The organism is Plantactinospora sp. BC1 (assembly GCF_003030345.1).
Taxonomy (GTDB): Bacteria; Actinomycetota; Actinomycetes; order Mycobacteriales; family Micromonosporaceae; genus Plantactinospora.
The window spans coordinates 5788523-5801438 of record NZ_CP028158.1; the positions used below are offsets into that span (position 1 = coordinate 5788523).

Below are 12916 nucleotides of genomic sequence, written 5' to 3' on the forward strand. Positions count from 1 at the left end.
GGATGTCGATCTCGCCTCGGAGCGGCCGCCCCCGGCCGTACCGGACCGGACCCGTCGACGGCCGCTGACCGGGCTCTGCTGGCTGCTGGTGCTGCCCGCGCTCGGTCTCGCGGCGGTACGGCTCAGCGGGCTGGAACGGGGTCCGCTGGTGCAACTGATCGCGTTCACGCCGTACCTGGCGGCCTGGGCGCCGGTGCCGCTCGGGCTGGCCCTGGCCCTACGGCGCCGGTGGGCGGCGGGCGTCGCGGCCGTCGCCGCGCTCGTCCTGGTCGCGCTGGTCGCGCCCCGCGCGCTGCCGGACCGGCAGCCGGCCGCCGGTGGGCCTCCGCTGCGGGTGCTCACCGCCAACCTGCTCGCCGGGGCGGCCGATCCGGAGACGCTGGTCGCACTGGTCCGGAGCGAGCGGGTCGACGTGCTCGCCGCCCAGGAGTTCACCCCGGCGGCCGAGGCGGCACTGGACCGGCTCGGCCTGGCCGGACTGCTGCCGCACCGGCAGGTCAACCCGGAGATCGGCACGACCGGGTCGGCGCTGTACTCCCGCCATCCGCTCCGGGAGACCGGCATCCGGCGCAACGGGGGCGGCTTCTCCCAGGCGTACGCGACGGTCCAGCCGCCGGGCGGGCCGGCGGTGCTGGTGGAGTCGGCGCATCCGATGGCGCCCGCCACGCTGGCCCGGCTGCCGGACTGGCGGGCGGATCTACGGGCCCAGCCACCGGCCACCCCGGACGGGCCGCTGCGGATCCTGGCCGGGGACTTCAACGCCACCCTGGACCACGCCCCGCTGCGCGACCTGCTCGACACCGGGTACGTCGACGCCGCCGATTCGGTCGGGGCCGGCCTCACCGGCACCTGGGGTCCGTACGACGGCGATCCGATCCCGCCGGTGACCATCGACCACGTCCTGGTGGACCGGCGGATCGCGGTCGGCCGGGTGGCGGTGTTCCGGCTGCCCGGCTCCGACCACCGTCCGGTACTGGCCGAGCTGACCCTGCCGGCCCGCTGACCCGGCGCGCTGACCCGCTGGTCTGGACGGCGACGTGGCGGCGCACCCCCACCAGACGCCGCCGGCCTCCGTGTCCGTTCGGGGGGACACGGAGGCCGGCGGGCACCGGGGGTCAGGGCAGGAACACCGCCAGGTGGAAGCTGCGGTTCGCCGGCTGGTTGGCCGCGTTCCAGGTCTGCACGAAGACGCCCTGGGACAGGTTGGTCCGGCCGACCACCGAGATGAGACCGGACGGTGAGGTGCCGACGCTGCCGGTCAACCCGATCGTGGCGACGAACGCCCCGCTGGCCACCGGCACGTTGAAGACCACCTGGTAGAGGCCGAGTCCCAGCGAGGTCGCCGAGACGGCCTGGCTGCCGCGGATCAGACCGCCGTTGGCGCTGACCACGGCGAAGAGCTGTGCGCTCGACGCCTGGATGGCCGCGTCGCCCTTGAGCAGCGCCGCCTTGGCCAGGTCGATGTCGGCCTGGGTGACCGCTGGCTGCTGGACCACCTTGCCGTTCACCCGCACCGCGTCGGGGTCGGCGCGGTGGCTCGGGCCGGCGACGGCGATGCCGCCACCGGCGAGGGTCAGCGCGAGCGCTCCGACGGCTAGCAGGATCGTCTTACGTCCAAAGATTCTGGCCATGACGTCATCTCTTTCTTTCTACCCAGGATGGTGATGGTCTCTCCGACGGTGGAGATGGGTCCGAACTGCCGACCTGCTGTTCCGGGTACGCCCCTTGCCCGTCCAGACTCGCGACCGAAATAGCCAGCCCGACAATTGCCGTGGGCGCTTTCAACGACGAGCCACCGGACAATGAGGGCTGCGTCAGTCCTTGACGCACGATTGTTTCGCGTGCCGAACGCCCGACCGACACCGATCGTCGCCCCGCGCCCAGCAGCAGATACTACTTAGAGTGGCCACTCAACAACCATGAGCGAACATAGCATTCGGCAAAGCAGCAGGTCAATAGCGGTTTCACCTGCCCGGGTCCGTCCACATGGGCGGCCGACAACGGGCCGTCAACCGGAGCGCGATTTTCGAGAATGCGTGCCGCTCTCGGATCTCACATTCATTTTTCGCCTTTTACGGGAAACGGCTCCGGGCATGCCGGAGAAACGGAACGGCCCCGCCCGCGGTCGTCACCGCGGCGGGGCCGTCTCTCGGTCCGTCGGCTCAGACCTCGGCCGGGGTACGCGCCACCCCGTACGTCAGCGCGTCGACCAGTGCGTGCCAGCTCGCCTCCACCACGTTCGGGTGTACGCCCACCGTGGTCCAGTCCCGGCCGCCGCTGTCGGCGGTCTCCACCAGTACCCGGGTGATCGCGCCGGTGCCGTGGCTCCCCTCCAGGATCCGTACCTTGTAGTCGGCCAGCTCGAACCCGCGCAGCTCCGGGTAGTGCCGCAGCAGCGCCACCCGCAGCGCCTCGTCGAGGGCGTTGATCGGCCCGTTCCCCTCGGCGGTGGCGATCACCCGCTCACCGCGTACCCGGAGTTTCACCGTCGCCTCCGAGACCACCGCGCCGTCCTCGCGGTGCTCGACCAGCACCCGGTACGACTCCAGCGCGAACGGCCGCGGCGCGGTCATTCCGGGCAGCTCGGCCCGGACCAGCAGCTCGAACGAGGCGTCGGCGGCCTCGAAGGACCAGCCGCCGGCCTCCAGCTCCTTGACCCGCTTGGTGACCCGGGCAGCGGCGTCGGGATGGTCGGCCAGGTCCAGACCCAGCTCGCGGCTCTTCAGCTCGATGCTGGCCCGGCCGGCCATCTCCGTCACCAGGATCCGCATGTCGTTTCCCAGCACGGCGGGGTCCACATGGTTGTAGAGCAGCGGATCCACCTTGATCGCACTCGCGTGCAGCCCCGCCTTGTGGGCGAAGGCGGCGGCCCCGACGTAGGCCTGGTGGGTGTCGGGGGCGATGTTGGCGATCTCGGCGATGGCGTGCGAGACGCGCACCATCTGCTCCAGGCACCCGTCCGGTAGGACCGGTAGCCCGAGCTTGAGTTGCAGGTTGGCGACCACCGCGAAGAGGTCGGCGTTGCCGGGCCGCTCGCCGTAGCCGTTGGCCGTGCCCTGGAAGTGGCGTACCCCGGCCTCGACGGCGGCGATGGTGTTCGCCACCGCGCAGCCGGTGTCGTTCTGGGTGTGGATGCCGAGCCGGGCCGGCGAGATCCCGAGCCGCTCGGTCAGCTCGCCGATCGCGGCGGTCACCTGGGAGGGCAGCATCCCGCCGTTGGTGTCACACATCACCACGACCTCGGCGCCGGCTTCGAGGGCGGTCTCCACCACCGATGCGGTGTACGCCGGGTCGTGCCGGAAGCCGTCGAAGAAGTGCTCGCAGTCCAGGAAGGCCCGCCGCCCCTGCGCGACGAGGTGGGCCACGCTGTCCCGGACCATCGCCAGGTTCTCCGCCGGGGTGGTCCGCAGCGCCCGCTCCACGTGCCGGACGTCGGACTTGGCGACCAGGCAGACCGCCGGGGTCTCCGCGTCCAGCAGCGCGCGCAACTGCGGGTCGGCGTCGACCGCCATCCCGGCCTTGCGGGTGGCGCCGAAGGCGACGAGGACGGCGTGCTTGAGGTCGAGTTCCGCCCGGGCCCGCCGGAAGAACTCGGTGTCCTTCGGCATCGCCCCCGGCCAGCCCCCCTCGATGAATCCGACGCCGAACTCGTCGAGCAGCCGGGCCACGGCCAGCTTGTCGACGACCGAGTAGCTGATCCCCTCGCGCTGCGCACCGTCGCGCAACGTCGTGTCGAACACCTGGTACGTCATGTGATCTCCTTCGAGAAGGGCGCGCACCCCGCTCCGATGCCGTCCCGGCCTGACAAACAAAATGACCCCCCGCGGATGCGGGAGGTCTGCGCGCTCGGCGGGAAGGATGCCGGCGCGCTAGCTGCCAATAATGAGTGCGGAGCGGGTCACGGACCGTACTCTGCCACGCCGTCACGGATCTGGGAGGAAAAATCCACATCGCGGGACTGGTCACCGGATCTCGGCTCGCCGAATTCCCCTGGTGTAGGGATCGACCACCCTGGGTAGGTGTCTTCGGGACAGCGGAGAACGTCGAGACAGTCGAGAAGAGGAGTGATAGCCAGTGGACAGGCTCGATCCTCAGACGACCCCGCAGCAGACGCCGGATCCTCTGATCCATGGCGGCGGTGGTGCCTTCGCGGGCGGAGCGCCCGCGGGCGAGTTCGACCCGTGGCGCTACCGGGACGACGCCGGGGTGACCGGCGCCGACCTGGTGGGCTACAAGGTGGAGGCGACCGACGGCGGCATTGGCAAGATCGACAGTGCCAGTCACGAGGTCAACGCCAGCTACCTGGTGGTGGACACCGGCCCGTGGATCTTCGGCAAGAAGGTCATGTTGCCGGCCGGCGTGGTGAACCACGTCGACCACGACGACCAGAAGGTGTACGTCGACCGGAGCAAGGACCAGATCAAGGCCGCTCCGGAGTTCGACGGCGCCACGCACGAGGATCCGGCCTACCGGGACAAGCTCGGTGGCTACTACGGCGGCACGTACGGCGCCTCGGGCTGGACGGTTCCGCCGGGCCGCGCCATGTGACACGCGACCCGCAGTCGACTGGCCGGTGGGGCTCCGCCCCGCCGGCCAGCGGCGTCCTACCCGCCGGAAGGCGCGATCGCCGGCCCGGACCGGCGCTCCCCGCAGGCACTACGGTGGTCGGGTGGATGGAACTTCGACGCGTACGACGACCTTCCAGAACCTCTTCAACTTCCGGGACGTCGGCGGCGTCGCCGGGCTCGACGGCCGGCTGGTCCGCCGGCAGCGGTTGTACCGGTCGGACTCACCGCACCGGATCGACGGCATCGACCGGGAGGCGTTCGAGGCGCTCGGCATCCGCACCGTGATCGACCTGCGCCGGCCCGCCGAGGTACGCCAGCACGGCCGGGTACCCGCCTACGACGGCCTGGTCTACCAGCACATCCACCCGGAGCACGCGCTCTGGCAGGAGTCCGCGTACGCCGAGGAGATCGGGCTGGCCCGCTGGCTGGCCGACCGCTACCACGACCTGGCCAGCACCGGCTCGGCGGGCCTGGTGGCGGCGCTGGAGGTGATCGCCGACGCCGAGGCCGCCCCGGTACTGGTGCACTGCGTGGCCGGGAAGGACCGCACCGGCGTGGTCTGCGCGCTGGCCCTGTCGGTCCTCGGCGTCGCCGACGCCGACATCGCCGAGGACTACGCCCGGAGCACCGCCGCCTCGGCCCGGTTCAGCGAGTGGCTGGCCAGCACCATGCCGGACGAGCCGCCGCTGCCGGCCCCGTTCCTCGCCTCGCCGGCCGAGGCGATGACCCTGTTCCTGGCCGAGCTGCGCGACCGGCACGGTTCGGTGCCGGACTACCTGGTCGGCGCCGGCCTGGCCCCGTCCCGGATCGACGCCCTCCGCACCCACCTCCTGAGCTGACCCGCGCCGCCCGCCGCACCCACCGCGCGCCGTCGGGCGGGGGTGCGGCGGGCGGACGCTCAGCCGATCCGGTGGATCCAGCCGTTGCGGTCCTCGGCCCGGCCCCGCTGGATGTCGACGAGCTGCTGCCGCAGTCGCATGGTGACCTCGCCGGGACTGCCGTCGGCGATCGGGAACTCCCCGTCCGGGTAGCGCACCTGGCCGATCGGGGTGATCACGGCGGCGGTACCACAGGCGAAGACCTCGCGCAGCCGGCCGCTGGCCGCGTCGGCCCGCCACTCGTCGAACGCCACCGGCCGCTCCAGCACCGTACCGCCGGACTGCCCGATCAACGTGATCAACGATTCCCGGGTGATGCCGCGCAGGATCGTACCGCCGAGCGGCGGGGTGACGATGCTCCCGTCGTCGTAGACGAAGAAGATGTTCATGCCACCGAGTTCGTCGACGTACCGCCGCTGCACGGCGTCGAGGAAGACCACCTGGTCGCAGCCGTGCTCCATCGCCTCGGCCTGGGCCGCCAGCGAGGCGGCGTAGTTGCCGCCGAACTTCGCCTCGCCGGTGCCGCCGGGCGCGGCCCGGGTGTAGGTGGGCGAGACCCAGACGTCGACCGGCTGCACGCCCCGGGCGAAGTACGAGCCGACCGGCGAGGCGATCACCACGAAGAGGTACTCGTTGGCCGGGCGCACCCCGAGGAAGACCTCGTTGGCGAACATGAACGGCCGCAGGTAGAGGCTGGCCTCGTCGGTGGTGGGCAGCCAGGCCCGGTCGATCTCGATCAGGTGCCGTAGCGAGTCCAGGAACACCGCCTCCGGCAGCTCGGGCATGGCCATCCGCCGGGCCGAGTCGTTGAACCGGGCGGCGTTCGCGTCCGGCCGGAACATCGTCACCGAGCCGTCCGCCGCCGAGTACGCCTTCAGCCCCTCGAAGATCTCCTGGGCGTAGTGCAGCACCGCGCTCGCCGGGTCCATCGGGATCGGCGCCCGGGCCTCCACCCGGGCGTCGTACCAGCCCTTGCCCTCGGCGTACCGGATCGTGACCATGTGGTCGGTGAAGACCCGACCGAATCCCGGGTTGGCCATCAGCGCCGCGCGCTCGGCGGCGGCTACCGGCTGAGGATTCGGACGGATCTCGAAGTCGAGCTTGTCACCACCGCTCATCGTGCTGACCTCCAGAGAGTGGACCGGCGCCCGGGGACGGGCGGCCGGAACGTGGGAGTTGTGCCTGAAACTTACCCGAACGGTCGTTCAACCTCGACCCTCCGGGCGACCGGCGGGCCGCACCACCCGCGCCTTCGCGCAGATCCGGCGGCCTGCCAGGCTCTGCGGGCGGAACGGGCGGGCGGCTCAGGAGGCCGCGTGGGCGGCGAGCCGGTCTCCGATGTCGGCGGTGCGCCGTGCCGAGCCGGGGCCCCGGGAGGCGAGCTCGGCGGCGACCGCCTCGGTTACTCGGCGGGCCGCGTCGGGGTGGCCCAGGTGGTCGAGGAGCAGCGCGGTGGAGAGCACCGCGGCGGCCGGGTCGGCGACGCCCTGGCCGGCGATGTCCGGCGCCGAGCCGTGCACCGGCTCGAACATCGACGGGTACGCCCGCTCGGGGTTGATGCTGCCGCTGGCGGCGAGCCCGATCCCGCCGGTGACGGCGGCCGCGATGTCGGTGAGAATGTCCCCGAAGAGGTTGTCGGTGACCACCACGTCGTAGCGCTGCGGCTGGGTGACCAGGAACATCGCGGCGGCGTCGACGTGCTGGTATTCGGTCTCGATGTCCGGGTGCTCGGCGGCGACCGAGGCGAAGGCCCGGGCCCAGAGCGAGCCGGCGTGGGTCAGCACGTTGGTCTTGTGCACCAGGGTGACCTTGCGGCGCTCCCGGCGCCCCGCCCGGGCGAACGCGTCCCGGATCACCCGCTCGACGCCGTGCCGGGTGTTCAGGCTCTCCTCGGTGGCGATCTCGGCCGGGGTGTCCCGGTGCAGCGTGCCGCCGGCCCCGGCGTAGAGGCCCTCGGTGCCCTCCCGGACGACCACCAGGTCGATCTCGTTCGGCTTGACGCTGGCGAGCGGGCCGGCGGTGCCCGGCCAGAGCCGGGACGGCCGGAGGTTGACGTACTGGTCGAACTCGAAGCGGAGCTTGAGCAGCAGGCCGCGCTCCAGCACCCCGGGCGGCACGGTGGGGTCGCCGACCGCGCCGAGCAGGATCGCGTCGTGCCCGGCCAGCTCGGTGAGCACGGAGTCGGGCAGCACCTCGCCGGTCCGGTGGTAGCGGGCGGCCCCGAGGTCGTACTCGGTGGCCTCGACCCCCGGCAGTACGGCGTCGAGCACCTTGCGGGCCTGCGCGACCACCTCCGGCCCGATGCCGTCGCCAGCCACCACCGCGATCCGCGCCACCGCCACGTCCCAGCTCCCTTGCCTCCGTCGTGTCTAGGGAACGTTAAGGGACCGTCCCGGCTCCCGGTACGCCACTCCCAACATCTGGAATGTCAACTGCACAGGAGCTTCTCAGCCAGTACTCATGCTCTGGCCATCTTCGCTTCCTATGGTGAGCGCGGAGAACGGCTCGCGGGCTGGCGACGGCGACCGGGCCGGAGGGGCGAGACGCGGATCCAGGGGGCGAACGTGCGGATCCAGGGGGCGAACATGCGAATCCCGGGCGGCCGAAGTCGGGGACAGCGTAGCCGGAGCCTGCCGCCGGCGCCCGCCGTAGGCCGGGGACGGCCGGACCTGCGGTTGGGCGCCGGCTGGCGCAACGTCCGGCCCGGCGCGACCCTGACCGACCGGGTGGTCGCCCGGCACACCGTGCAGACCTCGATCGCCGAATACACCCTGGTGCTCAACGGCATGGGTGCGGTCGGCTGGCGCGGCGTCGGCGACGCGCTGCGGGACGCCGTCGCCGAACTGCGGGCCATCGACCTCACCTACAGTCCGGCCCGGCCGGAAAGCCTGGTCTCCCGGCTGCGCCGGGGCGAGATCTCCGCGGACGCGTACCCGCCGCTGGCCGACATCGTCGCCCGGTGCGCCGCGATGCGGGCCGCCACCGACGGCTGGTTCGACGCCTGGGCGGTGCCCGGCGGCTTCGACCCGGGCGGCCTGCTGGTCGGCTGGGCGGTGGAGCGGGCCGCCGCCCGGCTGCGCGCCGCCGGCATCGAGGACTACGCCGTGATCAGCGGCGCGGATCTGGTGGTACGCGGCCACGCGCCGCACGGCGGCCCGTGGCGGGTCGCGGTGCACCACCCGACGCAGGGCGACCGGCAGCCGATGATGCTGGAGATGACCTCCGGGGCGATCGGCACCTCCGGCGTCGCCGGCCGGCGCGACCACGTGGTCGACCCGCACACCGGGCAGCCGGCCGACAAGCTGCTCGCGGCCACGGTCACCGGCCCGGACCTGGCGGTCGCCGACGGGTACGCGACCGCGCTCTTCGCCGCCGGGCGCCCCGGCCTGGACTGGTTCCCCACCCGGGACGGTTACCGGGCCCTCTTCGCCACCGCCCGCTGACCCTGCCCGGCGCGGCCCTGCCCCTGCCCGACGGCCCTGCCCCTGCCCGACGGCCCTGAGTCGGCCCGGCAGCTCATTGCCGACTCCCGTCACCGCACGCAGTGCACGGCCACCCAGGTGATCAGACCGTGGAGCGACGGGTCCGGCGGCGCAAGCGCGATCGGCCCCCGCGATCTCGGCAACGATCGCGGGGGCCGATCAGCGACGAGTGCGCGTGGCTCGCGCACACGGGGGTGCTGGCTACCCGGCCGGCGCGACGCCTCATCACCCGAAGACGAGCCCACGCCTAGGAACTCACCGGGTATCCGCGTCAATACGCTATAGACCCGACGCGAGTCCCCGCAAGAGTCGCCCTTCCGCGTGTCGGCGGGGTATCCGAGAAAAGGTCGCCGACTCAGTGGCACCCTGTACCCCCGTGAGTTCTGATCTGTCAACACTCTTGGGACACGGGAGCCCGGTGTGAGCTTCGATCTGATCGTATGGGCGCTCGGGGCCGGCGCCGCCGACGAGGACGTACGCGCGGCCCACGGCCGGTGCCGGCAGGGTGTCCATGCCGAGGGGAGTCCGGACCGGCGGATCTCGGCGTTCTACCGGGCGATCACCGCGGGCTATCCGGACCGGCCGGGGCCGGGTACGCCGTGGGCGGTGACCCCGCTGCACGTCGCCGCCGACCACGTCGAGATGAAGCTCGACGAGTCCTGTGCCGACCAGGTGCTGCTCGACATCGAACGGTTGGCCGCGCAGCACGGCCTGATGCTGCTCGACCCGCAGGACGGCTCGGTCTATCCGCCGCCGACCCCGGTGAACGGCTGACCCGGGCGGGGCGACCGTACCCCGATCGCCCCGCCCGGGCCGCAGGTGTCAGGCGCCGCTCACACCTCGTCGCGCAGGTCGGCGGCGCTCGCCGCGACCGCGCCGATCGAGTCGGCGGCCGAGCTGAGCAGCTCGGCCGCGGTCGCCGAGTCCACGGTCAGGGTCATCAGCGCCTCGCCGCCGGCCTCCCGGCGGGCCACCTGCATCGCCGCGATGTTGACGCCCGCCTCGCCGAGGATCGAGCCGATGCTGCCGACCACGCCGGGCTTGTCGACGTAGCGGAAGAAGAGCAGGATGCCGTCCGCGCCGAGTTCCAGGTCGAAGCCGTCCACTTCGGTCAGCTTGAGCACGTCGCGGTTGCCGGTGTGCACGGCGGTGCCGGAGACGGAGACGGTCCGGCCGTCCGGCAGCGCACCGTGCACGGTGACCAGGTTCGGGTGGTCGATGGTCTCCGCGTGCGTGGTCAGGGCCACCGTGACGCCCCGGTCGGCGGCGAGCAGCGGCGCGTTGACGTAGCTCACCTGCTCCTCGACGATCGAGGTGAAGATGCCCTTCGTGGCGGCCAGCTTCAGCACCGAGACGTCGTTGGCGACGATCTCGCCGCGCACCTCGACGGTGACGCTGGCGGCGACCCCGCCGGCCACCGCCGTGAAGACCTTGCCGAGCTTCTCGGCCAGCGGCAGCAGCGGCCGGACGTCCTCGGCGACCACGCCGCCGGCCTGCACGTTCACCGCGTCCGGCACGAACTCGCCCTGGAGGGCGAGCTTGACGCTGCGGGCCACCGCAAGGCCCGCCTTGTCCTGCGCCTCGGCGGTGGAGGCGCCCAGGTGCGGGGTGGCCACCACGTTGTCGAAGGCGAAGAGCGGCGAGGCGGTGCAGGGCTCCTTGGAGTACACGTCGATGCCGGCGCCGCCGACCCGCCCCTCGGCGATCGCGTCGGCCAGCGCCTGCTCGTCGATCAGGCCGCCCCGGGCCGCGTTGACGATCCGGACCCCCGGCTTGACGAGGGCGAGTTCCTTCTCACCGATCAGACCGACCGTCTCCGGGGTCTTCGGCAGGTGGATCGAGATGAAGTCGCTCTCCCGGAGCAGCTCCTCCAGCCCGACCAGGCGTACGCCGAGCTGCGCCGCCCGGGCCGGTTGCACGTACGGGTCGTACGCGATCAGCCGGGTGCCGAAGGCCGCGATCCGCTGCGCGAAGAGCACCCCGATCCGGCCGAGCCCGACCACGCCCACGGTCTTGCCCTGGATCTCCACCCCGGTGTACTTGGACCGCTTCCACTCCCCCGCCTTCAGCGCGGCGCTGGCGCTCGCCGTGTTCCGGGCGACGGCCAGCAGCAGCGCGAGCGCCTGCTCGGCGGCGGAGACGATGTTGGAGGTCGGCGCGTTGACCACCATCACGCCCCGGGCGGTCGCGGCCGGCACCTCGACGTTGTCCAGCCCGACGCCGGCCCGGGCGACCACCTTGAGTCGGGGGGCGGCGGCGATCGCCTCGGCGTCGACCTGGGTGGCGCTGCGTACGATGACCGCGTCCGCCTCGGCGAGCGCGCTGAGCAGGGCAGGGCGGTCGGTACCGTCGACGTGGCGTACGTCGAAGTCGTGCGCGAGCACGTCGATTGCGGCGGGAGCGAGCTCTTCAGCGATCAGTACGACGGGAGTCATTGGTCCTCGTATATGTCGTCCGGGCGAGGTCTGCGGCCACGTGGGCGCCGCACTGCGTCCCGCGCTTCCGGCCATTCGGGTGCTTCCCTGCGGTGCGGACGCACCTGTCTGCCGATCGTAGGCGTCCTGCTGCGCACGGTGCGGCGCAGAACCGCGTGAGTGCCCTCACAAGGCGCACCGACCGGCGTGTTCCGCCGACGGCTCAGGCGGAGGTGAAGACCTCGGATCCGGGCAGTGCGGAGCGGGGCCGCAGCAGCGACCGGGTGCCGAGCTGGCGGAACGTCCCCGCCTCGCTCTCCAGTACGTCGCGGAGCAGGTCCAGGTCGAGCGAGCCGACCGGCGGGTAGATCCGCTCCCGGGGCGGCTCCTCGCCCGGCGCGATCGCCTGCTGGGCGAGCATGAAGTCGAGGATCGCCTCGCGGACCGGCGGCAGCGCGACCGGCGAGTGGTAGAGCACGTTCAGCGCCTGCATCCGCATGCCCTGGACGTGGTCCTCGCCCTTGTTGTCGTGGAAGTGCGGGTTGCGGGTCTCGATCTGGAGTACCGGGACGGAACTCGCCATCACCTCGGGATGGGTGGTGTCGAGCACCCCGCCGAACTGTTCGAAGAGTTCCACGAACTCGAAGGGCTCCACCGCGAAGCCGCCGGCCAGCCGCATCCGCAGCCCGAGGTCGAGACTGAGCGCGTGTTCGCCGGCATTGCCGGTGGCGATCACCTCGGTACCGAAGCCGGAATACTCGGCCACCAGCCGGTTCAGGAACTCGTTGGTGATCTCGGAACTCCGGCCGCGCCGGCTGAAGAAGAGGCGCCCGTCCCGCAGTTTCGGCTTCGAGTGCCAGGAGATCCGGACCATCGCGTACGGATTGGCCGCGAGGTGCAGGCCGGCGGCGTACACCTTGACGTACTCGTGCACGGCGCCCGGTACGTAGTTGTCGGCGTCGATGTAGCCGAGGTACTTCCGGCCGGTCAGCGCGGCGACCGCCATGCCGATCAGCATCGCCTCGCCCTTGCCGGCCCGGACCAGCCCCTCGTCGTCGATCAGCTCGGGCATGCCGGCGGCCTTGACGGCGGCGGCCAGTCCCGGGTCCCGCTGGTGCACCATGATCGCCGGCCGCTCGGTCGCCCGGCAGTACTGCTCCAGGGTCTGGGCTTCCATGTCGTAGCGATCGACCGGGTGCCGGGCGCTGTTCGAGACGAGCACGATCAGACAGTCGTGTGGAATCCCCGAGAGCACACCTTCGATTACTCTGCGTGTCTCGTTCATGCAGGGAATGACGATGACCATCTGCCGCTCGATCGCGCGCATCGCCGCGTGCGAGACGATCCCCTCGGCGGTGGTCCCCGTGGCGTCTCCCGAGTCCAGCTGTATGACACGCTGGAGTTCGTGGATACGGACGGCGCCGAAACGCTCGGTACGGTGCGATTGCTCCAGACGCATGCGGCGACAGTACCCGAGCGGACGCATTAACCGCCCGTAACCGCCGACCATTTCCTGACGCCACCGCCGTGGATGGCGATTGGACGTCTATTGGCAATGATCTGGAAACTCGGCG

The 12916-nt window shown here is 71.9% G+C and carries 11 protein-coding genes; 5 read left to right on the plus strand and 6 right to left on the minus strand.

Annotated elements, in window-relative coordinates; translation table 11 throughout:
- The first annotated feature begins 64 nt into the window (after positions 1-64).
- A complete protein-coding gene (locus tag C6361_RS25335) occupies positions 65-1003 on the plus strand; it encodes an endonuclease/exonuclease/phosphatase family protein (RefSeq protein WP_107271170.1) in 939 nt (312 codons plus the stop codon).
- Between the two features lie 112 nt (positions 1004-1115).
- Here the strand turns inward: C6361_RS25335 and C6361_RS25340 are convergent, their stop codons facing one another.
- Together C6361_RS25340 and cimA are read right to left on the minus strand one after the other, a co-directional pair.
- Positions 1116-1631 carry a hypothetical protein gene (locus C6361_RS25340; protein ID WP_107258381.1) on the minus strand — a complete coding sequence of 172 codons (516 nt, stop codon included), beginning with the start codon at positions 1629-1631 and terminating at the stop codon, positions 1116-1118.
- 531 nt (positions 1632-2162) lie between these two features.
- Positions 2163-3752, minus strand: a complete 1590-nt coding sequence (gene cimA, locus C6361_RS25345) for a citramalate synthase (protein ID WP_107269215.1) — start codon at positions 3750-3752, stop codon at positions 2163-2165.
- A 322-nt stretch (positions 3753-4074) separates the two neighbouring features.
- Between cimA and C6361_RS25350 the strand changes: the two genes are divergently transcribed.
- The gene (locus C6361_RS25350; protein ID WP_107258379.1) at positions 4075-4548 is read left to right on the plus strand and encodes a PRC-barrel domain-containing protein; all 474 of its coding nucleotides are present in this window, start codon (positions 4075-4077) and stop codon (positions 4546-4548) included.
- A gap of 121 nt (positions 4549-4669) precedes the next feature.
- A complete protein-coding gene (locus C6361_RS25355) occupies positions 4670-5407 on the plus strand; it encodes a tyrosine-protein phosphatase (protein WP_107269216.1) in 738 nt (245 codons plus the stop codon).
- A gap of 59 nt (positions 5408-5466) precedes the next feature.
- Here the strand turns inward: C6361_RS25355 and C6361_RS25360 are convergent, their stop codons facing one another.
- Together C6361_RS25360 and C6361_RS25365 are read right to left on the minus strand one after the other, a co-directional pair.
- Positions 5467-6564 (minus strand): branched-chain amino acid aminotransferase, encoded by a 1098-nt coding sequence (locus tag C6361_RS25360; protein WP_107258377.1) that lies wholly within the window; start codon positions 6562-6564, stop codon positions 5467-5469.
- A 186-nt stretch (positions 6565-6750) separates the two neighbouring features.
- Positions 6751-7782 carry a 3-isopropylmalate dehydrogenase gene (locus C6361_RS25365; RefSeq protein WP_107263922.1) on the minus strand — a complete coding sequence of 344 codons (1032 nt, stop codon included), beginning with the start codon at positions 7780-7782 and terminating at the stop codon, positions 6751-6753.
- A gap of 249 nt (positions 7783-8031) precedes the next feature.
- Here C6361_RS25365 and C6361_RS25370 point away from each other — a divergent pair, with 249 nt between their 5' ends.
- Both C6361_RS25370 and C6361_RS25375 read left to right on the plus strand, forming a co-directional pair.
- The gene (locus tag C6361_RS25370; protein ID WP_107271171.1) at positions 8032-8889 is read left to right on the plus strand and encodes an FAD:protein FMN transferase; all 858 of its coding nucleotides are present in this window, start codon (positions 8032-8034) and stop codon (positions 8887-8889) included.
- A gap of 459 nt (positions 8890-9348) precedes the next feature.
- The gene (locus tag C6361_RS25375; protein WP_107258376.1) at positions 9349-9702 is read left to right on the plus strand and encodes a hypothetical protein; all 354 of its coding nucleotides are present in this window, start codon (positions 9349-9351) and stop codon (positions 9700-9702) included.
- 59 nt (positions 9703-9761) lie between these two features.
- Here the strand turns inward: C6361_RS25375 and serA are convergent, their stop codons facing one another.
- Together serA and mpgS are read right to left on the minus strand one after the other, a co-directional pair.
- Positions 9762-11363: a phosphoglycerate dehydrogenase gene (gene serA / locus C6361_RS25380; RefSeq protein WP_107269217.1), complete on the minus strand. Its 1602-nt coding sequence runs from the start codon at positions 11361-11363 to the stop codon at positions 9762-9764.
- A gap of 202 nt (positions 11364-11565) precedes the next feature.
- On the minus strand, positions 11566-12801 hold the full coding sequence (gene mpgS, locus C6361_RS25385) for a mannosyl-3-phosphoglycerate synthase (protein ID WP_107258374.1): 1236 nt from the start codon (positions 12799-12801) through the stop codon (positions 11566-11568).
- Positions 12802-12916: the final 115 nt, after the last annotated feature.